We start from the raw sequence: 22,941 nt of genomic DNA on the forward strand, positions 1-22,941 counted from the left end.
GCGACGCGGCCGGCCCGCGGCGCTCAGCCCAGGCCGGCCGCGTGCGCGGCGAGGGTGAGCAGCGCCGCGTTGCCCACCGCGCCGGCCGCGGCGGCGGAGAGCAAACGGGCGGGCGTGCCGTCCCGGAACGGGTTGAGGGCCAGGGCGAGGAAGAAGCCCGGCATCGTCCGGAGCGCCACCGTCCACTGCCGGTACGCGCGGGCGGCGGCGACGGCGAACGCCAGGGATAACGCGAGGTACCCGGCGGCGGGCCAGAGCACGGCGGGAACGCCGGGGACGACGGGAACGCCGGGGACGACGGGGTGCGGCATGGGCCCATCCTCCGCCGGGCGCCGGGCGGCCGCATGAGTACCCGTACTCCGACGGGCGATCGGTGCGCACCCGTGCGACCCCGGCAACACACGGACGAGCGGCGGAACTTCTCCCGCAGTTCGCCCGTAGGCCACCCGGCCGCGGGCCGCTGCTCCTAGTCTGCGGGCGACGAACGCCACCTCGACGAGCTGGACATCGACGAGCACCGCCTCGACGAGCTGGACATCGACGAGCACCACCGCGACCGGCACCACCGCGGCCACCACCGTCCCGGCCACCACCGCCGCGCCACCAGCGCGGGCAAGGAGCATCCATGACGTACCGTCCGCTCGACGGCAGCACCCCGGCAGAGCCCGTGCAGGGCGCCGACTCCTCGCGCCGCCTGTTCCTGCGCGCGACCGGCGTCGCCGGCCTGGGCGCGGCCGCACTGGCCGCCGGCGTCGGGGACGCCTTCGCGGCGCCCGGCGCCGACCAGCCCGACGCCGGGCAACCCGACGCCTCCGACGAGCGCGCGGCCGCCGCCCGCCCGGCCGGGACCCGCCCGCCGGTGCGCACCGGCACCGGCCTGGACCGCCTGCCGCACCCGCTGGTCATCGGCCACCGCGGCGCCCCCGGCTACCGTCCGGAGGAGACCCTGGGCTCCTACGAGCTGGCGCTGGAGCTGGGCGCGGACGTCATCGAGCCGGACCTGGTGCCCACCAAGGACGGCCATCTGGTGATCCGGCACGAGAACAACATCGCCGAGACCACCGATGTCGCCGGCCACCCCGAGTTCGCGGGCCGCCAGACCACCAAGACCATCGACGGCACGCCGCTCACCGGCTGGTTCACCGAGGACTTCACGCTGGCCGAGCTGAAGACGCTGCGGGCCAAGGAGCGCCTGCCGCAGCAGCGCCAGCGCAACACCCTGTACGACGGCCGCTGGCAGATCCTCACCTTCCGCGAGCTGGCCGACTTCGCGCGCAAGCGCGGGCGCGAGCTGGGCCGCGAGGTCTGGCTCTACCCCGAGACCAAGCACCCGAGTTACTTCCGTTCGATAGGCCTGCCCCTGGAGGAGCGGCTCGCGGACGAGCTGCGCCGCACCGGTCTGGCGGGCAAGCGCGGGCGGGCGATCCTGCAGTCCTTCGAGCCGAGCAGCCTGCAGCGGCTGGCGAAGCTGGTCGACAACCCGCGGGTCCAGTTGCTCGGCGCCGCGACCACCCAGCCGTACGACTTCGTGCTCGCCGGTGACAAGCGGACGGTGGCCGACCTGGTGACGCCGGAGGGGCTGCGCTGGATCGCCTCCTTCGCGCACGGCATCGGCCCGACCACGCAGCTGATCGCGCCGGTGGACGCGAGCGGCAAGCTCCAGCCGCCGACCACCCTGGTGCGCGACGCGCACGCGGCCAACCTGCTGCTGCACCCGTACACGGTGCGCAACGAGAACGGCTTCCTGCCGCTGGACTACCGCCGGGGCACCGACCCGAACGCGTACGGCGACGCGATCGGCTGGGCCACGTACCTCTACGAGCTGGGCGTGGACGGCTTCTTCACCGACCAGACCGACACCTCGATCCTGGCCCGGCAGGACTTCTGGGCCGCCAAGGGCGTCAGCTGAGCAACCGCTGAGGCCCCGTACGTGACGGTGCCCCGGACCGTGGGCCGGTCCGGGGCACCGTCATCGTCGTGCAGGGGTCAGTGGTCGTCGCCCTGGTCGGTCGGCGGGGCGCTGCGGGGCCGTCCGGGCGGGGGCGTCCGGCCGCCGGGCCGTCCCGGCGCGGTCTCGGGCCGGCTGCTGCCCGGGTCGGCGGTGCCGCTCGGGCCGCTGCTGCCCGTACCGGAGCCGCCCGGGCTCGCACTCGGGTCCTTCTTCGGCGGAGGGTCCGGGATGTAGACGGTCTGGAAGTCCTCCTCCGGCATGCCCTTGACCGCCTGGCTCATCGCCATCTCCCAGATCGGGCCGGGGCCGGTGGCGCCGAAGATCTCCTCGTAGTACTTGCCGCCGATCCGGATGTTCTTCATCGGCACGCCCTTGGCCGGGCCGCCGAGCCAGACCGAGGCGGCGAGCTGCGGGGTGTAGCCGCTGAACCAGGCCGCCTTCTTCTCGTCGGCGGTGCCGGTCTTGCCGGCGATCTGCCGGCCGTCGTCCAGCCCCAGGTCACGGGCGGTGCCCTTCTCGGTCACCCCGAGCAGCACGGTGTTGATGACGTCGGCGGTGGACTCGGAGACCGCCTGGCCGCACTTGACCGGGGTGACGGGCACGTCCCGGCCGTCCACGGTGGTGATCTTGTTGATCGCAATCGGCGTGCAGTAGGTGCCCCGGGCGGCGAAGGTGGCGTAGACGTTCGCCATGACCAGCGGGCTGACCTCCTGGGTGCCGAGGCCCAGTGCGGGCAGCTCCTGGAGGGGGTCGCCGCTGGCCTTGCCCGCGACGCCCAGCTTGTTGGCCATCTGCTTGACCGAGCAGAGGCCGATCTCCTGCTCCATCTGGACGAAGTAGGTGTTGACCGAGAGGGCCATCGCCTGCTTCAGCTGGTACGGGCCGACCTCACTGGCCGACTCGTTGGGGACGGAGCCCTCCTTCTTGCCCTTCTGCAGGTTCTTCCAGTTGCCCGAGCAGGTGGACATCGTCGGCCAGTCCATCCGGTTCGGCGACGGGTACTGCTGGGTGGGCGACAGCCCGGCCTCCAGTGCGGCGGCGGCCACGATCGGCTTGAAGTTGGAGCCGGGCTGGAAGCCGTTGCCGCCGCCCATCGCCGCGTCGACGTTGTAGTTGACGACGGTCTGGTTCTTGTTCGGGTCCAGGCCGTACGGGCGGGTCTGGGCCATCGCCAGGATCTTGCCGCTGCCCGGCTCGACCATGGTCATCGCCGCCGAGACCGGGTCGGAGACGAACACCTTCTTGGTCACCGCGTTCTGCGCGGCAGCCTGCTTCTGCGGGTCCAGGGTGGTGTAGATGTTGAGACCGCCCTGGTCCCAGAGCTTCTTCCGGTCGGCGGCGGTCTTGCCGAACACCGGGTCCTGCTTGACCACGTGGCGCACGTAGTCGCAGAAGAAGCCCATCCCGGCGTTGGCGGTGATGCAGCCGTTCTGCGGCTCCTTGTAGCGCAGACCGAGCGGGGCGGCCTTGGCCTCCCTGGCCTGGTCCGCGGTGATGTGCTTGTTCTCCACCATCTTGTCGATGACGGTGTCGCGGCGCTTCTGGGCGGCGACCGGGTGCGTCTTGGGGTCGTACTGCGACGGGTTCTGCACCAGCCCGGCGAGCGTGGCCGCCTCGGGGAGGGTCAGGTCCTTGGCGTCCTTGCTGAAGTAGCGCTGGGAGGCGGCCTGGATGCCGTACGCCTGGTGGCCGTAGAAGGTGATGTTCAGGTAGTTGGAGAGGATCTGGTCCTTCGTCAGGTCCTCTTCGAGCTTGATGGCGTACTTGAGTTCCTGGATCTTGCGGCCCAGGGTCTTGCGCTGGGCCTCCAGGACGGCGGCCTGGTCGTCGCCGGCCTTCTCGACGTTGACGTTCTTCACGTACTGCTGGGTCAGCGTGGAGGCGCCCTGGACGGCGGTGCCGCTCTCGGCGTTCTTGGTGGCGGCCCGGAGCACGCCCTTCAGGTCGACCGCGCCGTGCTCGTAGAAGCGGGCGTCCTCGATGTCCACCTGCGCCTGGCGTATCAGCGGTGACATCTGGTCGGCGGGTATGACCGTGCGGTCACGCTCGTAGACCTTGGCTATCAGCACGCCCGTGGCGTCGTAGATCTGCGAAGCCTGGCTCAGCGGCGGGGTCTTGAAGTCGTCCGGGATGCTGTCGAAGCTGTCCGCCGTGCTCTTGGCGGACAGCCCGAGCGCACCCGCCGCCGGCAGGGCCACCCCTGCCAGCAGGACGCCGGCCAGCGTGCTGTAGCCGAGGAACTTCACCGCGTGGCCCACCAGGCCGAGCGGCGTCTCGCGGCGCCGGGGACGCGGGATCCAGGTGTCACCCTGTTCCGGGGAGACGGTGCGGCGGCTCTTCCGTGACATAGCCGGAACACTACGTCCACGAAAACCGCCTGTGGGGCGGGTGTTGGCCAAGGTATGTCACAAATCTGCGACAGATTCGCCGCATCCGGGCCGGTCGGACACACGTCCGCCCCAACTCCGCGCAGCCGCGCGGGTCGTTCGTCTACACCCGCTCGACGGCTCCGGGCGGGCACGGTGAACGCCCGTCAGCCCGACCGGCGCTTCTTCCGCAGCCCGAGCACCGCGCCCACCACGGCGAGCAGGAACACCACGCCCAGGGCGCGGTCCGACGGTCCCGCGGAGGAGTCGGACGAGGAGGAAGAGACCGAGGATGCCCCCGAGGGCGAGGAGCCGGCGGCCTGGCCGGGGGCCGCCGCGGCGCCGCCCGACGGCGAGGGGGACGCCAACGGCTTGACGGTGTCCGGGAGCAGGTCGTCGTCCAGCGGCTCCCGCCAGACCGGGCTGTCCTTGCCCTCGGTGCCGTAGAGCACCGCCCGGCCGTCCGCCGTGAACGTGACCGACTCGCCCTGGCGCTGCAACGGCGGGGAGAGCGCGCCGAGTTCGGCGGGCGCGCCGTCCTTCCAGCGGTACATCTCGGCGGCGAGGTAACCGCGCAGCACGAGCCGGGTGCCGTCGGGCGAGAAGGCGCCGTCGGTGACCCAGGGGACGTCGCCGATCCGGCGGAAGGTGTTGATGCCGGCGGTGGAGAGCTTCTCCGGCCCCTGGTAGAGGCCGCCCCCGCCCTCCTTCTTGCTGGCGATGTACGCGCGGCCGGTGACCGGGTGGACCATCAGCGCCTCGGCGTCGCGCGGCCCGTCCTCGTAGCGGACCCGGTAGCGGACGGCGTCCACCGACTGGTCGCGCAGCTCGGCGGGCTCGGCGAAGGAGTAGATCCAGACCTCGGACCACTTGCCGCCGAGGTTGTCACCGATGTCGCCGACATAGACCCGCCCGTCGGGACCGAGCGAGATCGCCTCGACGTCGCGCGGCTCGACGCCGCGCAGGGTGACGGTGGCCACGGTGCGGCCTTGCGAGTCGACGGCGTAGACGTACGGGCCGTCGTCGCTGTCGTTGTGCGTCCAGTAGACGCCGGGGTGGGCGAGGCTGGCGGCCAGGCCGCTGGACTCGGTGATGCGCGGGTCGCCGATGGTGAACGCCTGCCCGGCGCCACCGGCCGCGCGGGCGGGCGGGGCGGCGGTGAGGGCGGTCACCGCGAGGGCCGCCGCGAGAGCGGCCGAGGCGCGCGCCGCCCCCCGATGCCGCTGCCGCCGTGTCTTCGTTCGCATCCTCAGCACCCGCCGATCCTCCCACGACGCGAGAGGATCGACCGGAGCCCCTTTTCGTCATCTTGACGAGATTGCCGGGCGCCCAATATCGTCGCAGTGACGAAAAGGGGTCCCACTCATGGCCGACATCACCAAGCGCTTCGGACTGCGCCACCTGCGCGCCGTCCCCACCGCCCACATCCGCCACCTCGACCGGGGCAAGGTCGCCCACGACGGCGCCGGCCTCGCCTTCTGGTTCCGCCCGCTCACCGCCGCCCTCTCCGAAGTGCCGGTGGACGACCGCGAGCTGGCGATGCTCTTCCACGCCCGCACCTCGGACTTCCAGGACGTCACCGTGCAGGCCACGCTGACCTACCGGATCACCGAACCCGCCACCGCGGCCGCCCGCGTCGACTTCGGCATCGACCCCGACACCGGCGCCTGGCGCGCCGCCCCGCTCGACCAGATCGCCACCCTGCTCACCGAGACCGCCCAGCAGCACGCGCTCGGCCTGCTCGCCCGCACCCCGCTCGCCGCCGCGCTGGTCGACGGCGTCAGCACCGTCCGCGACCGGATGGCCGCCGGGCTCGGCGCCGAACCGCGGATCACCGAGACCGGCCTCGCCGTGATCGCCGTCCGTGTCGTCGCACTGCGCCCCGAACCGGAGGTGGAGCGCGCCCTGCGCACCCCCGCCCGCGAGCTGGTCCAGCAGGAGGCCGACCGGGCCACCTTCGAGCGGCGCGCCGTCGCCGTCGAGCACGAGCGCGGCATAGCCGAGAACGAGCTCGCCAACCAGATCGAACTGGCCCGGCGGGAGAAGCAGCTGATCACCCAGCGGGGCGCCAACGCGCGGCTCCAGGCCGAGGACGAGGCGGTCGCCGACCGGGTCCGCGCCGAAGCCGAGGCCGAACGCCGCACCCGGCTCGCCACCGCCGAGGCCGAAGCCGCCCGCGCCCTCTCCGGCGCGGAGGCCGACGCCGCCCGGGCGCTCGGCGCCGCGAAGGCCGAGGCCGAGGCCGCCTGGCTCACCGCCCACCAGCAGGCCGACCCGGCCGTGCTGCGAGCGCTCGCCCTGATGCGGCTGGCCGAGCACCTGCCGCAGATCGACAGCGTCACCGTCACCCCGGACCTGCTCACCGGGCTGCTCGCCAAGCTCGCCGGCCCGGCGGGTGAGCGGTGACGCTCGCCCCCCGGGCGGTCCTGGTGCACCGCCGCACGGAGTACGAGGAGCTGCTCGCCCACCACGGCACGCCCGGGCAGGCCGCGTTCTTCCTCTCCTCGCGCGGCCGGTCCGTCGCGGAGGTCGAGCACCGTCACCACCGGCAGGCCGAGGCGCTCGCCCGGGCCGCGGCCGCCGTCCCCCTGGACTGGCGGCGCACCCGGGTCGAGCGGGCCGACCTGCCGCGCTTCCTGTTCGAGCCGGAGGACGTGGTGGTCGTGGTCGGCCAGGACGGGCTGGTCGCCAACGTCGCCAAGTACCTCGACGGCCAGCCGGTCATCGGCGTCGACGCGGACCCGGGCCGCAACCCCGGCGTCCTGGTCCGCCACCGCGCCGACGCCCTGCCCGCCCTCCTCCCGGCCGCCGTCGCCCGCAGCGGCGCGCGGCACCTGGAGGAGCGCACCATGGTCGAGGCGGTCGCCGACGACACCCAGCGGCTGCTGGCGCTCAACGAGGTGTACGTCGGACAGCCCGGGCACCAGACGGCGCGGTACCGGCTGGCCACGGACGAGGAGTCACCGGAGCCCCAGGCCTCCTCCGGGGTACTGGTCGGCACCGGGACGGGCGCCACCGGCTGGTGCCGGTCGGCCTGGCTGGAGCGCGGCGGACCGCTCGCCCTGCCCGAGGCGGCCGCTCCCGCGCTCGCCTGGTTCGTCCGCGAGGCCTGGCCCTCCCCCGCGACCGGCACCAGCCGGGTGCACGGGGTGCTGGACGCCGGCCGGCAGCTGGTGCTGACGGTCGAGTCGGACCGCCTGGTCGCCTTCGGCGACGGCATCGAGACGGACGCGCTGGAACTCACCTGGGGGCAGAGCATCCGGCTGGGGGTCGCGGCGACCCGGCTGCGGCTGCTCGGGTGACCGGCCGGCTCCGCGCGGCACCCGAAGCGTTCACACGCGGGATGCACAGCAGATTGTTACCTGCCGGTAAGCGCGAGTCCTGTCGCAGGACCTGATGGTGTGCGAGATTTGCCATGACCGCGTCGCGTTCGTCGCGCCGCGGCTCCCGACACCATGACAGAAAGGCTCCCCGGTGGCAGGTATGAGACTGGTCGGCAAAGCAGCCGCCCCCGTCGTTCTGGCCGGCATAGTCCTCGCGGGCCTCGCCGGCCCGGCGGCGGCCGCCCCCGTACACCCGGCACCCGCCGTCGCGCAGACCGCGCCCCAGGCCGCGGCGCCGGCCGCGCTCTCCGCGGCGGGTGTGACCGAGAGCCAGTGGCTGGCCGACGTCCGCACGGCCCTCGCCCCGGCCCGCGGCTACATCGAGCAGCGCACCTCCGGCGCCGACGCGGCCGTCCGGCCCGCGATCGTGTTCGACATCGACAACACGACGCTCCAGTCGCACTTCCACCCGTTCAGCCAGCCCGCGGTCGGCCCCTCGCTGGACCTTGCGGCCTACGCGCACTCGCGCGGCGTAGCGGTGATCTTCATCACCGCACGCCCGGACTTCATCGACTCGCTGACCCGCTGCGCCCTCCAGCGCGCCGGCTACCCGGTGGACGGCCTGTACGGTCGCGACCTCGACGACCTCTTCCAGCCGGTCCAGGACTTCAAGACCGACCAGCGCACCGCGGTCGAGCAGCAGGGCTACACGATCATCGCCAACGTCGGCAACAACACCACCGACCTGGTGGGCGGCCACGCCGATCGGACCTTCAAGCTCCCCGACTACGACGGCCTGCTCTCCTAGCACGGCCGCGTCACCGGCGCCCCGGTGCCCGGTACCGCCCGACGGCGGTACCGGGCGGCGGCGGTACCGGGTACCGGGCGTCAGGGCTGCCCGGTACGGCTCGCGTACACGGCGAGCACTGCCAGGTAGCGGCGGCGCACGTCCTCGCGGTCGGCCGGCTCGGTCACCGACTCCGCGCTCAACCGGTCGATCATCGCGGCCTGGCGGAGCAGCACCCGGCGCTGCGCCTCGGTCGTGGTCTCCACCATGATCTCCGCCAGCGCGTCGAGCTGGCGGATCAGTACCGCCGGCATCCCGTGGGCGGTCTGACGGATCTTCTCGAACGCACGCTCGACCAGCCGCTCGTAGCTCACCGGCGCGGAGATCACCCGGATGTACCCGGCCGCGTCGCGGTGGACCGGGTCCGGGTGCCAGCGGGCCGCGATCCGGCACAGCCCCTCGCCGAGCCAGTCGATGCAGGTCAGGGTGGTGAAGGTGTCGTTCACCGCGGTGGACAGCGCCCGGATGGCGATCTCCACCAGCTGGTCCACCGCGAAGGCGATGTCCTGGGCGAGCGTCCTGGTCGGGCCGGTGATGTGGGCGCGGGCGAAGCTCCGCGTCACCTCGGCCGCCGCCTCCGCGGGCCAGACCGTCGCGAGCTGGTGCCCCTGCACCAGGAAATGCCCAGGCCGGTGGTCCAGCCGGATGACGGCGTCGAGCTCGGTCGCCATCCGGACCAGCGTGCGGTGCCGGACGAACTGCAGGTAACCGCTGGCCGGCGCCGGCACGGCCGCCCCCGCCGCGTTCAGCCGGGCGTGCAGTTCGGCCGGCGGCGGCCCCCGCTCGACGTCGCCGCCCGGTGCGGGCTCACCCGCCCCCGCCTCGATCGCCGCCGACAGCTCGGCCGCGATGTTGGCGATGACCCGGGGCAGCTGGATCGACGTGGCGATGTGGTGGATGAAGTAGATCAGCACCCCGAGGTCGGCCAGTACCAGGGCCATGCACACGGTGATGGACAGGTGCGGGACGAACTCTCCGCGCGAGGACGGTCCGATCACCACCAGCGCCAGCACCGCGAAGACGAACGTCCCGACGAAGGTGCCCAGGGTCAGCTGGGTGGTGCGGTCCCGGATGAAGGTCCGCAGCATCCGCGGCCCGAACTGGGTGGAGGCCAGCGTCAGGGTCACGATCATGATCGAGAACACCACGCCGACGACTGTGATCAGCGCCGCCGCGATGGCGGCGAGGATCTGCCGGGCCGCGTCGGCGGTGCCGCTGATGACCCAGGTCGGCAGGGTCAGCTCACCCCGGTAGGCCGCCCGGTCCAGGGACCACGTGAGCAGGAAGAGCAGTCCGGCGAGGAGCACCTCCAGCATCGGCACCACCCACAGGTTGGTCCGCAGCGCCTCCCGTCGCCACTGCGCCTCCAGGTGGACCCCACCGATCACCTCGCCCGCCTCCAGTCCCTGCGCACCGGCCCGCCGAACGCCTGCTCACGTCAAGCGTTGGCCGACCGGGCTCCGACCGCCTGCCGGGCCGCCCGCCCGGGGGCCGGTCGGGTGGTGGCGTGCCCGGCGGCGGCAGCACCGCGGCGACGCGGCCGGGCGGGCGGGATGACGAGGGGGGCGGAGTCGGCGGGCGGCGGGCGGAGTCGGCGGGCGGCGGGCGGCGGGCGGCGGGCGGCACCAAGGGTGGCGAGGACCGCGAAGGGCGGGCGGCGAAGCCCCCGGCCGTGCGGAGGCTCAGAGCCCGAGCAGCCCAGGGTCCGACGCCAGGGCGAGCATCGGCTCGCGCGGGTCCGCGACCAGCCGCCGCTCCGCCAGGTCGAGGAAGCCGCCCACACAGGTCACCTCGGCGGCGAGGACGCCGTCGGCCCGGGTGACGGCCTGCACCAGTTCGAAGGTCTTGCCGGAGCCCCAGACGAAGCGGCAGCTCACGTCCACCTCGTCACCCGCGCGCAGCTCCCGCCGGTACTTGACGGTGGTCTCCAGCACCACCGGGCCGATCCCCTTGGCCAGGAGCTCGGCCTGCCGCACGCCCGCCGCCTGGAGGTACTCCCACCGGGCGTGCTCGGCGTACTGGAGGTACACCGCCTGGTTGAGGTGGCCCTGTGCGTCGGTCTCGTAGCCGCGGACGGTGACCCGCACCGTGAAGTCCTGATCCGTCATGACCCGCACGCTACTCCGGACGCCGGGCCGACAAAGCGTGGCGTCCGTCACGGATCGCCCGGCGAGCACCGGGGCCGGCGGGGGCCGCCGAAAGGGCTACCGCAGGGTCAGGATGCGAGGGCCGTCCTCGGTGATCGCCACCGTGTGCTCGATGTGGGCGGCACGGCTGGCGTCGGTGGTGCGCAGCGTCCAGCCGTCCGGGTCGGTCGCGTAGTCGTCCCGGCCGCCGGCGGTGAGCATCGGCTCGATGGCCAGCACCAGCCCCGGCCGCAGCGGGTATCCGCGCCCCGGGCGGCCCTCGTTGGGCACGTGCGGCTCCTCGTGCATCCGCCGGCCGATGCCGTGCCCGCCGAACCCCTCCGGCAGCCCGTAGCCGGCCCCGCGCGCCACGCCGGCGATCGCGTGTGCGATGTCGCCGGTCCGGTTGCCGGCCACCGCCGCGGCGATACCCGCCTCCAGCGCCCGGCGGGTGGTGTCGATCAGCTGCTCGTCCTCCGGCCGCGGCATCCCCACCGTGAAGCTGACGGCGGCGTCGCCCGCCCAGCCGTCCAGCACGGCCCCGCAGTCGATGCTCACCAGGTCGCCGTCCCGCAGCCGGTAGCCGTCCGGGATGCCGTGCACCACGGCGTCGTTGACGGAGGCGCAGATCACCGCCGGGAACGGCACGGGCGCGAACGACGGCCGGTAGCCGAGGAACGGTGACGTCGCCCCGGCGGCGCGGAGCACCTCGCGGGCCACCTCGTCCAGCTCCAGCAGGCTCACCCCGACACCCGCCGACTTCTCGACCGCAGCCAGTGCGTCCGCGACCACTCGCCCGGTCTCCCGCATCCCCGCGAGTCCCGCCTCCGACTTGAGCTCGACCATGCCGCTGATCCCCTCGATCCGTACAGCCAATTCTTATACCGGTATATCTATCACGGTTGCGGCGGTATTAGTATCGGCACATGGTGAGGACCCCGCTGACCCCCTGGGAGCGCGAACGCGGCGAGCGCTTCGGCGCCTTGCTGCGCGAGGCGCGTGGCACACGGAGCATGGTCGAGGTGGCGGCCGCGGCCGGCATCTCCTCCGAGACCCTCCGCAAGATCGAGACCGGCCGCGCCCCCACGCCGGCCTTCTTCACCGTCGCCGCCCTCGCCCACGCGCTCGGCCTCTCCCTCGACGACCTCGCCGAGGCCAGCGCCCTCGCGGAGGACGGCGAGGCGCTCACCGCGTAGGCGACGGCCCCCGGAGATCCGCCCCGGGCGTCCCCTGCCGCTCTGCCGGGGTGCCGCTCCGCCGGGGTGCCGCTCTGCCGGGACGCCGGGGTGCGGCTCTGCCCGGGACGCCGGGAGCGCACGGGACGCCGAGGTGCCGGCAGCCTCGCCGGGTTCCCGGCGCCGGGTCAGCCCCGCCCGTGCTCGGTCCAGGAGCGGAGCTTCTCGGGGTTGCGGACCGCCCAGATGCTCGTGATGCGGCCCCCGGTGAGGCTGAACGCCGCCACCGTCACGGTGACACCGGCGACCTGGGCGACCAGGCCGGGCCGGCCGTTGACCCTCCGCTCCAGGAGCGTCAGCCCCGGGGCCTTCCCGGCGATGTGGATCAGGTACTGGGCGATGCGCTCGCTGCCCTCGACCGGGCGCAGGACGGCGCCGACCAGACCGCCGCCGTCGGCGACCATCGTGGCGTCGGGGTCGAGCAAACCCACGAGGGCCTCGATGTCCCTGGCCTCCCACGCCTCCTTGAAGTGCCGCACCAGACCGGCCTGCCCGGCCGCCGGCCCCGGCGGAGCCTGCGCGGCGCGAACACGCCGACGGGCCGAGGAGGCCAGCTGCCGGCAGGCCGCGGGCGTCCGGCCGACGACCTCGGCGACCTCGGCGAAGGGGTAGCGGAAGACGTCGTGCAGGATGAACGCCACGCGTTCGGCCGGAGTCATCGACTCCAGCACGACCAGGAAGGCCATGGTCACCGACTCGTCCAGGGTGATCCGGTCGGCGGGGTCGGCCGGCTCGGCCCTGCCGCCGCCCGCCTGCCCGCTGAACCATTCCGTGCGGTCGGGCAGTGGCTCCGGTATCCACGCACCGACGTAGCGCTCGCGGCGGGCGCGCGCCGAGCCGAGCACGTCCAGGCAGATGCGGCCGGCCACCGTCGTCAGCCAGGCGCCGGGCGACTCGACGGCCTCCTGCCGCTGCCGCGACATCGCGTACCAACGGGCGTAGGTCTCCTGCACGGCGTCCTCGGCCTCGGCCAGCGAACCGAGCAGCCGGTAGGCGAGATTGAGCAGATGGCGCCGCTCGTCGACGATCACGCTCTCGCCCGGCTCGGACCGGGTCTCGGATGGGGTGTTCATGGCTGTGCCCGCTCCCTGGTTCTTCGCGTCCGCGTCCGCTCTCGCCACTGCGACGGATCACCGCACCGGACTGTCCGGCCGGCGCTTCACCTCACATTCCGCGGGCCTGCGTCGTCGGACTGGCGAGACAGTACCGATCCACCGCCGCGAGGCAGAAGAGGGGACCGCATCATGGCCACACGGACGACGGCCGAACCGAACAGGGTGACGTTCCTACAGGTGGCGATCGCCCTGCAGACCCTGGCCATCTTCTTCCAGGCGGCCACCGCCGGACTGCTGCTGACCTCGCCTCAGGGCGAGACGCTGCACAGCGCCGGAGCGCGCGTGATGTACGGCGCCTCGATGGTGTACGTGCTCGCCGCGATCCTGGCGTGGCGGCCCGGCGGCGGGCCGGGCCGCCCCATCCTGTACGCGTCCGGCTTCCTCGCACTCGCCTCGGTACAGGTGGTGCTGGGCATCGCACACAAGCCCTCGCTCCACGTGCCCCTGGGCGTCCTGATGTTCGGCCTGAGCGTGCTGGCGCTGGGCCAGGTGCTGTTCACCCGCCCGACAGGGCACGCCGGCGCCCGGTCGTAGTCGCGTCCTTCTCCGGACCGCGGTCACGGCCTGACGCGGTCGTACCCTGACGCGGTCACGGCCTGACGCGTGCCCGCCGGCGACGGCGCTGCCGGGCACGCGTTCCACCGCTGTCACGGCGACGGCGCGGCCACCCGCGGTGGGGCGGCCCTTGACGGATCGTCACACATTGCTCCCGGCCGCCGGCCGCTTCCCGCCGGGCCTGCCGGCTGTGACCGAGAAGGTTCACCGGGTCAGTGGTGGTGGGAGTTCGGCTCGCTGCACCCCGCGGGTTGGGGGCACGCTCGGACGGGCGGGATGCGGCGCCCGCCGCAGACCGGCTCCTGTGGGACCAGAGTGCTCACCACCGCGTGACGTCGACGCGGTGTCGTGACGTCGCGTCAGTCGCACAGGGCTGCCACTTGCGCCTTCACCAGTCCCGTGCTTCGCGGGATGCGCTGCTCGTTCCTCAGGTCGGCCCCGAGGTCGAAGACGTTGGCGGCGAGGACCAGCTGTCGCTCACCGTCGACGGTGGCGAGCGAAACGCTGGTGAACCCGGGTCCGCCGCCGTCGGTCTCCCAGACGCTGACCGGCGGCTCGGTGTCCGGCCCCGAGCCGCATGGCAGGTCCATGCGCTGCACGCCGAGTCCGTACGCCGCCGACATGCCGGGGAACTGCACCGTGGTCAGGAGTTCGCGCTGCTGGGCGGGGCGCAGCAGCTTGCCGGTGAACAGGGCCCGGTGGAATCGGGCCAGGTCGTTGACCGTGGAGATCATGGCGCCGGCGGTCCAGTCGTACGACGGGCTGAATCGGGTGACGTCCTGTGCCTTGAGGTCGTAACCGTGCAGATGAGGGCCGTGAATGGCCGGGTCGGTCAGCGGGAAGGAGGTGTCCTTGAGGCCGAGTGGCTCGAGAATCCGCCGACGGATCTCGGCGGGTGCGCTGTCGCGTGTGGCCGCCTCGATCACCAGACCGGCGAGTAGGTAGTTGGTGTTGGAATAGTCCCAGCGTTCGCCGGGCACGAACAGCGGATTGTGCCGGACGGCACGGGCGATCACCTCCCGAGGGGTGTAGACGTGGTCCCAGTCATGGCGTTCCAGATAGGGGGCGAAGAACTCCGCCTCGGTGGTGGGGTCGTAGATGCCCGAGGTGTGGTTGAGCAGCTGCCGGACGGTGATGGCCCGGCCGTCGTTGCCGTTTCCCTGGACCACACCGGGCACCCAGTTCTCCACGGTGTCGTCCAGCGAGAGCCGTCCTTCGCCCTCCAGCTGGAGAAGCACCGTCGACACAAATGACTTGGTGTTACTGGCAATCCGGAACCGCTGATCCGGCCGGGCTCGCTCGCCGCTCGCCGTGTCCGCGAGCCCGGCCGCCATCCGTGACTCCCGCTCTCCGCGCCTGGAATACGCCACGACTCCAGGGAATCCGTCGGCGACCGCCTGCTCGATGCCCTCCACGAGGCCGGCGGGCGGCGATGCCGGCACCTGCTTCGCAATGGTCGCCGCCGGGAGGAACCCCAACACCGCCACCACACACATTCCCGTAAACAGTGCTGCGGCCCCCACACGTACCCTCATCGCTCTCCCCTGTGTCTGGTGTCCGGCCCCCGTTCACGTCCAGCGTGCCGGGCCCTCGCACCGGTCGCCGATCGTGCTGACACCCGGGTTGGTAGGCCGGTTTTCCTCACCCCTCGACCGTCCTGCCCCTCGCCACCTCCGTCCACGGCGAGCTCTTGACCGGCGGTGGGCCCACCCTCGCCGACCCGGTGAACCTTCTCGGTCACAGCATCAGAGCGCCGTGCGGGCCAGCCAGTGGTCCAGCAGCGCGCGGTCTCCCGTCACCGTCACGCGGTCGTCCTCCGGCGGCACGCGGCGGGAGAACAGCAGCATGAGGTCCGCCACGGCCCCCGACACCAGCACGTCGGCCTCGTCGGCCTGCCCGCGCTCCCACCGCGGGCCGGCGGGCGTCCTGGTGATCACCCAACCCTCCATGGCCGCCGGCCGGAACCCGATCCGCTCGCCCCGGCCGCGCAGCTCGGCGACGGCCGGCCTGGCCGTGGCAAGGGCCGGCGTCGAGAGCAGGTCCAGGTTCTCGCCGATCACGTCGGCCGCGAGGTCGTCGGCGATCCCGAACGCGGTGTCCGTCGCAGACGCCGCGTCGTAGTGGTGGACACAGGTGTCACTCATCATCCTGCGCAGGCAGAAGACCGCCGGCCGCGGCCCGACGAACGTGTGCGTCCCGGCGTCCGCGCCGCTCTCCCGGATGGCGCGGACCAGCTCCTCCGCGCCCTCGCGCAGCCACCGGGCCCACCCGTCCGGGGCTCCGGGATCGGCCTGCCGCGGGTCAGGGGCGGGCAGCCGCTCCCCCGTGCGCACGAGTGCGGCCGCCCACCGGTGCTCCTGGCCCACGTGCCCGACGAGGGTCCGCAGCGGCCAGTGCGGACAGCTGGGCACCGCGGTGTCCGGGTTCCGCCCGGCGACCGCGCGGGCGAACCCTCCGGTCTGCTCCCGCAGGCCCTCCACGAGCCGTGCGGTGTCCAGGGTCGACGTCATCACGAAAGCTCCTCTCACGGGGTGACGCCGGTACGGTAGAACCTCCAGTCCGGTGGAGGTTCAAGTGCCTTTGCTCGATGAGACGCTCGGAATCGGCGACCTGGCCCGGCTGACCGGTGTGCCGGTGCGGACCGTCCGCTTCTACTGCGACGAGGGCATCGTCGACTCGGTGCGCAGCACGGGCGGGCACCGCAGGTTCGACCGGGCGGCCGTGGAGCGGCTCGTCCTGGTCCGGCGGTTGCGCGGGCTGGGGCTCGGGCTGCCCGCCGTCCGGCACGTGCTCGCCGGCGACCGCTCCGTGACGGAGGTCGTCGCGGCCGAGCGGGCCGCGCTCGACGTGCGGCTCGCAGGTCTGGCCTGGCGGCGGGCCTCGCTGCGCGCGGTCGAGGAGGCCGGGCCGGCCGACCGGGCGGCGCGGCTGGAGCTGCTGGCCGCCGTGCAGGACGGGGCTGCCGCCCGCGACGCGCTGGTCGATTTCTGGCGGCGCGCGATGGTCTCCCCGGTCTCCGAGGGGATGCTCGCCGCGTTCGTGACCATGGCCGTGCCCGAGCCGCCCGCCGACCCGACCCCGTCGCAGGTGGTGGCATTCGCCGAGCTGTTCGTCCTGGCCGGCGACCGGCAGCTGAGAGGCGGCCTGCTGGCCATGGCCCGGGCCAACGCCGAACTGGTCGCCGACGAGGCCGAGTTGTCGCTCGGGATCGGCGAGGCGTGCGTGCTGGCCCGGCCCGTGGTGCGGGCGGGCGAGGCGCCCCGCGCGGGCCCCGAACTCGACCGGTTCGTCGCGGCGCACGCCTCGGTGCGCGGCGGCAGCGACACCCCGCGGTTCAGGGGCCTGCTGCTGGCCCACGTGGCCGCCGACCGCGTCCCCGGGATGCGCCGCTACTGGCGGCTCGTGGCCGAGGCCGGCGGCGACCGGGCCAGCCTCGGCGCGGTCCATCTGTGGCTGACCGACTCGCTCGAACGCTCCGTGCGGGCCGGCACTACCGCCGGGGCGGGGAGCGCGGGGCCGACGGCGGCTCCGCCGGCACCGGACAGCGCGCCAGGCGACTGACTCGGAAGGCGGGTTGGCCCCAGGCGCCATGCGGCGGAGTGGGGCCTGGCCGTCCCGGACGACGAGCGCCCGCCTCACCCCGGGCGTGCCCTGGGCGGTGCCGCCGGGCTCCTGGCCTCCCGGGGGCGGGCACCGAGGGAGGCGGTTCCCCGGTGCGCGGGTGAACGGCCGGCTGGTGGGGCGGCCGGCCGTTCACCCCGGCGGCCGGTCAGGCCGTGACGCCGCCGTCGAGGACGAGGTCGGCGCCGACGGTGTAGGCGGCTTCCGGGGAGGCCAGGTGGAGGACGGCGGCGGCGATCTCCTCCGGGGTTCCGGCGCGGCCCACGGGGACCTGGGCCTTCATGCGGTCGGCCTTGTCGGTGGCGTTCTCGCCGGGGCGGGTGGACATGGTGGTCTCGACCGGGCCGGGGCTGACGGAGTTGATCCGGACGCCGTCGGCGATGTGGTCGCGCGCGGCGGCGCGGGTCAGGGTGGCGACGGCGGCCTTGGTGACGGCGTAGGTCCCGAGGCCGGCCAGGCGCATGTGGGTGCCGAGGTTGGACGAGATGTTGACGATGGCGCCGCCGCCGTTCTCGCGCATCCGGGCGATCTGGTGCTTCATGGCGAGCCAGGTGCCGGTCAGGTTGGTGTCGATCAGACGCTGCCAGTCCTCCTCCTCGACGTCCGCCAGCGGGGCGGGGGTGCCGAGGATGCCGGCGTTGTTGACGGCGACGTCCAGGGTGCCGAAGTACTCGACGGTCTCCCGGACGAGGCGGGCGGCGTCGCCGCTCTTCGCGACGTCCCCGATGAGGGCGACGGCCTTGCCGCCCTGGCCCTCGATCAGGGCGACGGTCTCGGCGAGCGAGCTCTCCGTGCGGCCGGCGACGGCGACGCGGGCTCCCTCCCGGGCGAAGGCGAGGGCGACCGCGCGGCCGATGCCGCTGCCGCCACCGGTGACCAGGACGGACTTGTCGGCGAATCGGGTGGTCATGCTGAGTACTCCTCGGTGCGTGTGAGCTGGCGCTCTGAACGGGTGGATCGGATCAGGAGGGCGGCCGCCGTGGCGGTCAGGGCGAGCCCCGCCGCGGCGGCCGCGAAGGCGGCGGCGTAGCCGCCGACCACGGTCGGGCGGGTGGCGGCGAGCGCCATCAGGGCGGCGACGCCGGTGGTGGGGCCGAGTTCCATCGCGGTGTTGAGGACACCCGCCGCGAGGCCGGTGCGCTCGGGCGGAACGCCGCGGGTGGCGAGCACCGCCGCGCCGGCGAAGGCCGGACCGGCGCCGGCGGGCAGCAGGAGCAGGCCGGGCAGCAGGCCGGTGGTGTACGGGCTGCCGGGGGCGAGGCCGGCCAGCAGGGCCAGTCCGGCGGCGGCCACGGCCAGACCACCGGCGGTGACGGCGGCGGCGCCGTACCGGGCGGTGAGCGGTGCGGCCAGACGGCCGGCCAGGAGCAGCGCCGCGGCGTACGGCAGGAAGGCGGCGGATATCGCCAACACGCCCCATCCGCGGACCTGTTGGAGGTAGAGCGGGAGCAGCAGGAAGGCCAGGGCGGTGCCGGCGGCGGTCACCATGACGGCGGTCAGAGCGGTGGTCCGGCGGCGGTCGGCGAGGAAGCCCGGCGGCAGCAGCGGGTCGGCGGTACGGCGTTCGGCGGCGGCGAAGGCGAGCAGCAGGGCCGCTCCGACGGCCAGCGGACCGAGGACGAGGGGTGTGCGCCAGCCGTGTTCGCCGGCGGCGACGAGGCCGTAACCGGCCGCGCAGACACCGGTGGTGGCGAGAGCGGCGCCGCGCAGGTCGAGTGCGGACGCGGTGCTGCGGACCGGCCGGGCGGGCGGGAGCAGCCGGCCGGAGAGGGCGAGCCCGGCGAGGGCGACGAACACGGGCACGGCGAACAGCCAGCGCCAGGAGGCCCAGGCGGTGACCGCTCCGGAGAGCAGGCTCCCGGCGGTGGCGCCGAGGACGGAGAGTCCGCCCCAGGTGGCCATCGCCCTTCCGTAGGAGGCGGGTTGGGGGAAGAGCGCCCGGACCACCGCGACCGCCGCCGGGGCCGCGAGGGCGGCGCCGACGCCCTGTGCGAACCGCGCCGCGAGCAGGAGCGGGAAGGTCGGGGCGGCGGCGGAGGCGGCCGAGGCGGCGGCGAGCAGCAGCAGGCCCGCGCGCAGCATCCGGCGGCCGCCGTGCCGGTCGGCGAGCCGGCCGCCGAGCAGGAGCAGGGAGCTGAAGGAGAGTCCGTAGGCGGCGCTGAGCAGGAGGACGCCGGAGGGGCCGAGGGCGAACTCCCGGGCCACCAGGGGCAGGGGGACGGAGAGGATCATGATCGTGAAGATCAGCGTCGCCTGGACGGCGCCGAGCAGCGCGAAGGCCGACCGCGCACGCCCGGGCCCCACCGTGCCTGGCCGTGCGGACGCCGACCCGGCGAGAGCCGACCCGGCGAGAGCCGACCCGGCGAGAGCCGACCCGGCCGAGCCCGGCCGTAAGGACAGCGGAACCATTGAAACCCCCCTTACTATATTTACCGTTCGATCCAGAATCTGGACCGGCGAAAACGGCGGCCACGGGGCCGCCCGAAGCGACTCAGTCCAGCAGCTCGAGCGCCTGCTCCGCCGCGTCGTCCAGGCGGGCCGCACCGTCGCCGGCCTTGCCGATCACCCGCATGCCCTGCAGCAGCACCAGCAGCATCCGCGCCAGCGCCCGCGGGTCACGCCCCGCGGGCAGCTCCCCCTGCGCCTCGGCGCGGACCAGGGCGGCCGTCAGCGCCGTCTCCAGGTGGCCGAGGCTCGCCGCCACCCGGCGGGCCGCGCCCGGGTCGTGCGGGGAGAGTTCGACCGCCGTGTTGGTGACGAAGCAGCCGCGCCGGAGCCCGCAGTCACCGTCCTCGGCGGCCTCCCGCGCATAGCGGCGGACCAGCCCGCGGACGGCCGGCAGCACCGGGCCGGGCTGCGACAGCTCGGCCAGCAGAGCCGGATCGCACTGCTCGCCGTAGCGCTCCAGCGCACGCAGGTACAGCTCGCGCTTGCTGCCGAAGGTGGCGTAGATGCTGGCACGGGCGATCCCCAGCCCGTCGACCAGGTCGGCCATCGAGGTGGCCTCGTAACCGCGCCGCCAGAACAGCTCGAGAGCCGACTGGAGGGCGGCGTCGGGATCAAATGCCTTGGTCCGTGCCATGACTGAATCCTAGTCATATCGAGACCGCTCGGTCAAGAAAGGCCGAAACCCCAGGGCATCACTTCGGGCACGGCCTATTTGACGGAGCGTTGTCAAATACTGTCGGTGAGGTTACCCTTACCGCCGTTTCTTGCTTCCCGTCCCCTCCCCACTGGAGACCCGCCCCCATGCCGATAACCCTGCAACAGGCGCTCGACTCCGCCCGGCCATTCGTTCTGACGGCCTTTCGGGCCGTCGTCGGACTGCTCTTCGCCTGCCACGGCGCCGCCTCGCTCTTCGGCGTGTTCGGCGGCGCCAAGGGCGGCGGCACCGTCCCGGCCGGCCAGTGGCCCGGCTGGTGGGCCGCGCTGATCCAGCTCGTCGGCGGCGTGCTGGTGCTGGCCGGCCTCGGTACCCGGATCGCGGCGCTGATCTGCTCCGGTTCGATGGCCTACGCGTACTTCACCGTCCACCAGGAGCACGCGCTGCTGCCGCTGCAGAACGGCGGCGAGCCCTCGGTGATGTTCTGCTGGGCGTTCCTGGCGATCGCGGCGCTCGGCTCCGGGCCGTTCGCACTGGACCGGCTCTTCACCGGGCGGACGTCCGCCCAGGACGCCCACACCGGGCGCACCGACCACGCCGGGAAGAGCTCGCAGCCGACCCCGGCGGCCTGACCGGCGAGCGCGGTGGGACGCCCGGCCCGGCGCCGGCCGTCCCGCCGCGCTCCCGTACGTCACCCGGCCAGGTACCGCTCCACCGCGGCCACCTTGGAGGTGAGCCCGTCGGTGACCCCGGCCCGGTCGTCGATCTTGATGACGGTGCTCACCCTGCCGCTGTACGCCTTCACCGCCTCGATCGCTTCACGGATCACCGGCATCACCTCGTCCCACTCCCCCTCGACGCTGGTGAACATCGCGTCGGTGCGGTTCGGCAGCCCGCTCGCGCGGACCACCCGGACGGCGGCGGCCACCGCCTCCCCCACCTCCTCGCCGACCCCCAGCGGGGTGACCGAGAATGCTGCGATCACGGTTCTGCTCTCCTCTCCCGGACGACTGGTCACGGCACCCCGGCCCGACGGGCCACCGGGCGCCGCGATCAGGCTAGGCCCTGCGCGGCCGACACCCCGTCAGACCACCGTCGGCAGCGGCGGATCGACCGCCAGCGGGGCGGAGCTGCGGGCGCGGTGCTGGGCGGCCCAGGCGGCGAGGGCCACCGTGCAGGCGTGGTCCAGGTGGCGCAGCCCGGACCAGTCCAGCTCGACCGGGCGGTCGGCGGGCAGCCGCTCCAGCGCATCCAGCAGCCGGGGCAGCCGCAGGAAGGTCGCGTTTCCACTCAGCCGGACCCGCATCAGCGGCCTGTCGCCGGTCACCGCGCCCGCCGCGCCGTCCCGGGCCGGCAGCTCCTCGACGCCGATCTGCAGGTGCGAGGTCTGCCAGGCCGACTTGACCACCGCCAGGCCGATCCCGATCAGCACGCCCTCGAACAGGTCGGTGCCGATGACCGCGACCGCCGTCACCGCCAGCACCACCGCCTCGCCCCGGTGGTCCCGGCAGAGCCCGATGATCCGCCGGACCGGAACGAGCTTGGCGCCCGCATGCACCAGGACGGCAGCCAGCGCGGTCAGCGGCACCAGGCCGAGCGCGCCGGGCAGCAGCGCGGTGAACAGCAGCAGCCAGAACCCGTGCAGCACGCGCGAGGCCTTCGTCCGGGCGCCGGCCTGGACGTTGGCCGCACTGCGGACGATCACCGCCGTCATCGGGAGGGCGCCGAGCAACCCGCAGAGCGTGTTGCCGACGCCCTGGGCCGTCAGCTCGCGGTCGTAGTCGGTACGCGGGCCGTGGTGCATCCGGTCCACGGCGGCGGCGCTGAAGAGCGTCTCGGCGGAGGCGATCAGGGTGAAGGCGAGGATGGTGCCGAGGCCGGCCGTGCTCGCCAGGGCGCCGAGCGCTCCGCGGTCCGGCAGCTGCACCACGTCCAGCAGGCCGGAGACCCGGACCCGGGCCACCGGCATGCCCGCGGCGCCGGTGACGGCCGCGGCGAGGCCGACGGCGGCCAGCGGTGCGGGGACGGCCCGGGCCACCCGGGCCGGCAGGTACGTCCAGAGGACGAGCACCAGCAGGGTGCCGGTGCCGAGCGCCACCGCGCTCGGGGTGGCCGCGCCGGTGACGGCGTCACGCAGCAGCACGGGCAGCCCGGCGATCTTCTCCGGGCCGGTGGCGGGCGCCCTGCGGTCGGCGAGCGCGTACAGCTGACCGAAGAGCAGGGTCAGGCCGATGCCCGCCAGCATGCCGTGCACCACGGACGCGGACATCGCCCGGAACCAACGACCGAGACGCAGCGCGCCCATGGCCAGCTGGAGCAGGCCGGTGGTGAGCACCAGGACACCGAGCGCGCCGGGCCCGTACTCCTGGACGGCCTCGTAGACCAGGACGGTCAGGCCGGCCGCCGGTCCGCTGACCTGGAGGCTGCTGCCGGGCAGCGCGCCGACGACCAGGCCGCCGACGATCCCGGTGACCAGCCCGAGCTCGGCGGGGACGCCCGAGGCGACGGCCACGCCCACGCAGAGCGGCAGGGCGACGAGGAAGACCACCAGCGAGGCCGGCAGGTCGAAGCGCCAGGGCACGGCGCGCAGCGCGGCGGCCGGGGCGTGGTGACGCAGCGAGCGGCCCGGGAGGACGCGGCCCGGCGGGGCGTTGCGGCCCGGGCCGCCCGGCGGGCTCTTGCGGCGGCGGGGCAGGCGG

Annotated in this window: 22 protein-coding genes; 8 read left to right on the forward strand and 14 right to left on the reverse strand. The window is 73.9% G+C overall.

The window, feature by feature from the left end:
- Positions 1 to 23 precede the first annotated feature (23 nt).
- A complete protein-coding gene (locus ACZ3YO_RS24965; protein WP_465573130.1) occupies positions 24 to 623 on the reverse strand; it encodes a hypothetical protein in 600 nt (199 codons plus the stop codon).
- Positions 624 to 625: 2 nt separating this feature from the next.
- Between ACZ3YO_RS24965 and ACZ3YO_RS24970 the strand changes: the two genes are divergently transcribed.
- Entirely contained in the window at positions 626 to 1,909 is a 1,284-nt protein-coding gene (locus tag ACZ3YO_RS24970; RefSeq protein WP_465573133.1) for a glycerophosphodiester phosphodiesterase, read from the forward strand.
- A 77-nt stretch (positions 1,910 to 1,986) separates the two neighbouring features.
- On the opposite strand, the gene ACZ3YO_RS24975 is transcribed toward ACZ3YO_RS24970, so the two are convergent.
- Both ACZ3YO_RS24975 and ACZ3YO_RS24980 read right to left on the reverse strand, forming a co-directional pair.
- On the reverse strand, positions 1,987 to 4,299 hold the full coding sequence (locus ACZ3YO_RS24975) for a transglycosylase domain-containing protein (RefSeq protein ID WP_465573136.1): 2,313 nt from the start codon (positions 4,297 to 4,299) through the stop codon (positions 1,987 to 1,989).
- Between the two features lie 185 nt (positions 4,300 to 4,484).
- Positions 4,485 to 5,564, reverse strand: a complete 1,080-nt coding sequence (locus ACZ3YO_RS24980) for a hypothetical protein (protein ID WP_465573139.1) — start codon at positions 5,562 to 5,564, stop codon at positions 4,485 to 4,487.
- 118 nt (positions 5,565 to 5,682) lie between these two features.
- Here ACZ3YO_RS24980 and ACZ3YO_RS24985 point away from each other — a divergent pair, with 118 nt between their 5' ends.
- The 3 genes from ACZ3YO_RS24985 to ACZ3YO_RS24995 all read left to right on the forward strand — a co-directional run bounded on the left by ACZ3YO_RS24985 (position 5,683) and on the right by ACZ3YO_RS24995 (position 8,448).
- Positions 5,683 to 6,723: an SPFH domain-containing protein gene (locus ACZ3YO_RS24985; RefSeq protein WP_465573142.1), complete on the forward strand. Its 1,041-nt coding sequence runs from the start codon at positions 5,683 to 5,685 to the stop codon at positions 6,721 to 6,723.
- Positions 6,720 to 7,619, forward strand: coding sequence for an NAD(+)/NADH kinase (locus ACZ3YO_RS24990; protein ID WP_465573144.1), 900 nt, complete (start codon positions 6,720 to 6,722; stop codon positions 7,617 to 7,619). Before ACZ3YO_RS24985 ends, ACZ3YO_RS24990 begins: the two co-directional genes overlap by 4 nt.
- 181 nt (positions 7,620 to 7,800) lie before the next feature.
- Entirely contained in the window at positions 7,801 to 8,448 is a 648-nt protein-coding gene (locus tag ACZ3YO_RS24995) for an HAD family acid phosphatase (protein WP_465573228.1), read from the forward strand.
- 80 nt (positions 8,449 to 8,528) lie between these two features.
- Here the strand turns inward: ACZ3YO_RS24995 and ACZ3YO_RS25000 are convergent, their stop codons facing one another.
- The 3 genes from ACZ3YO_RS25000 to map all read right to left on the reverse strand — a co-directional run bounded on the left by ACZ3YO_RS25000 (position 8,529) and on the right by map (position 11,459).
- Positions 8,529 to 9,875: a DUF2254 domain-containing protein gene (locus ACZ3YO_RS25000; protein ID WP_465573147.1), complete on the reverse strand. Its 1,347-nt coding sequence runs from the start codon at positions 9,873 to 9,875 to the stop codon at positions 8,529 to 8,531.
- 294 nt (positions 9,876 to 10,169) lie between these two features.
- Positions 10,170 to 10,595 (reverse strand): acyl-CoA thioesterase, encoded by a 426-nt coding sequence (locus ACZ3YO_RS25005; protein WP_465573149.1) that lies wholly within the window; start codon positions 10,593 to 10,595, stop codon positions 10,170 to 10,172.
- A gap of 96 nt (positions 10,596 to 10,691) precedes the next feature.
- Positions 10,692 to 11,459: a type I methionyl aminopeptidase gene (gene map / locus ACZ3YO_RS25010; RefSeq protein WP_465573231.1), complete on the reverse strand. Its 768-nt coding sequence runs from the start codon at positions 11,457 to 11,459 to the stop codon at positions 10,692 to 10,694.
- A gap of 80 nt (positions 11,460 to 11,539) precedes the next feature.
- Between map and ACZ3YO_RS25015 the strand changes: the two genes are divergently transcribed.
- Positions 11,540 to 11,809, forward strand: a complete 270-nt coding sequence (locus ACZ3YO_RS25015; RefSeq protein ID WP_331741122.1) for a helix-turn-helix domain-containing protein — start codon at positions 11,540 to 11,542, stop codon at positions 11,807 to 11,809.
- Positions 11,810 to 11,976: 167 nt separating this feature from the next.
- Here ACZ3YO_RS25015 and sigJ read toward each other — a convergent pair whose 3' ends face one another.
- Positions 11,977 to 12,921: an RNA polymerase sigma factor SigJ gene (gene sigJ, locus ACZ3YO_RS25020; protein WP_465573152.1), complete on the reverse strand. Its 945-nt coding sequence runs from the start codon at positions 12,919 to 12,921 to the stop codon at positions 11,977 to 11,979.
- Positions 12,922 to 13,092: 171 nt separating this feature from the next.
- On the opposite strand from sigJ, the gene ACZ3YO_RS25025 reads away from it, so the two are divergent.
- Positions 13,093 to 13,497, forward strand: coding sequence for a hypothetical protein (locus tag ACZ3YO_RS25025; RefSeq protein ID WP_465573155.1), 405 nt, complete (start codon positions 13,093 to 13,095; stop codon positions 13,495 to 13,497).
- Between the two features lie 380 nt (positions 13,498 to 13,877).
- Here the strand turns inward: ACZ3YO_RS25025 and ACZ3YO_RS25030 are convergent, their stop codons facing one another.
- Positions 13,878 to 15,053: a serine hydrolase domain-containing protein gene (locus tag ACZ3YO_RS25030; protein WP_465573157.1), complete on the reverse strand. Its 1,176-nt coding sequence runs from the start codon at positions 15,051 to 15,053 to the stop codon at positions 13,878 to 13,880.
- A 210-nt stretch (positions 15,054 to 15,263) separates the two neighbouring features.
- Positions 15,264 to 16,028: a maleylpyruvate isomerase family mycothiol-dependent enzyme gene (locus ACZ3YO_RS25035; RefSeq protein WP_465573160.1), complete on the reverse strand. Its 765-nt coding sequence runs from the start codon at positions 16,026 to 16,028 to the stop codon at positions 15,264 to 15,266.
- Between the two features lie 64 nt (positions 16,029 to 16,092).
- On the opposite strand from ACZ3YO_RS25035, the gene ACZ3YO_RS25040 reads away from it, so the two are divergent.
- Positions 16,093 to 17,079, forward strand: coding sequence for a MerR family transcriptional regulator (locus ACZ3YO_RS25040; protein WP_465573163.1), 987 nt, complete (start codon positions 16,093 to 16,095; stop codon positions 17,077 to 17,079).
- Between the two features lie 208 nt (positions 17,080 to 17,287).
- Here ACZ3YO_RS25040 and ACZ3YO_RS25045 read toward each other — a convergent pair whose 3' ends face one another.
- The 3 genes from ACZ3YO_RS25045 to ACZ3YO_RS25055 all read right to left on the reverse strand — a co-directional run bounded on the left by ACZ3YO_RS25045 (position 17,288) and on the right by ACZ3YO_RS25055 (position 20,221).
- A complete protein-coding gene (locus ACZ3YO_RS25045; protein ID WP_465573166.1) occupies positions 17,288 to 18,049 on the reverse strand; it encodes an SDR family NAD(P)-dependent oxidoreductase in 762 nt (253 codons plus the stop codon).
- Positions 18,046 to 19,443, reverse strand: coding sequence for an MFS transporter (locus ACZ3YO_RS25050; RefSeq protein WP_465573169.1), 1,398 nt, complete (start codon positions 19,441 to 19,443; stop codon positions 18,046 to 18,048). Before ACZ3YO_RS25050 ends, ACZ3YO_RS25045 begins: the two co-directional genes overlap by 4 nt.
- A gap of 187 nt (positions 19,444 to 19,630) precedes the next feature.
- Positions 19,631 to 20,221 carry a TetR/AcrR family transcriptional regulator gene (locus tag ACZ3YO_RS25055; RefSeq protein ID WP_465573172.1) on the reverse strand — a complete coding sequence of 197 codons (591 nt, stop codon included), beginning with the start codon at positions 20,219 to 20,221 and terminating at the stop codon, positions 19,631 to 19,633.
- Between the two features lie 167 nt (positions 20,222 to 20,388).
- On the opposite strand from ACZ3YO_RS25055, the gene ACZ3YO_RS25060 reads away from it, so the two are divergent.
- Positions 20,389 to 20,874: a DoxX family protein gene (locus ACZ3YO_RS25060; RefSeq protein ID WP_465573175.1), complete on the forward strand. Its 486-nt coding sequence runs from the start codon at positions 20,389 to 20,391 to the stop codon at positions 20,872 to 20,874.
- A gap of 59 nt (positions 20,875 to 20,933) precedes the next feature.
- Here ACZ3YO_RS25060 and ACZ3YO_RS25065 read toward each other — a convergent pair whose 3' ends face one another.
- Positions 20,934 to 21,227, reverse strand: coding sequence for an MTH1187 family thiamine-binding protein (locus ACZ3YO_RS25065; protein WP_465553532.1), 294 nt, complete (start codon positions 21,225 to 21,227; stop codon positions 20,934 to 20,936).
- A 99-nt stretch (positions 21,228 to 21,326) separates the two neighbouring features.
- The gene (locus ACZ3YO_RS25070) at positions 21,327 to 22,859 is read right to left on the reverse strand and encodes a SulP family inorganic anion transporter (protein ID WP_465573234.1); all 1,533 of its coding nucleotides are present in this window, start codon (positions 22,857 to 22,859) and stop codon (positions 21,327 to 21,329) included.
- Between the last annotated feature and the right edge of the window lie 82 nt (positions 22,860 to 22,941).

The organism is Kitasatospora sp. NPDC022785 (assembly GCF_055561295.1).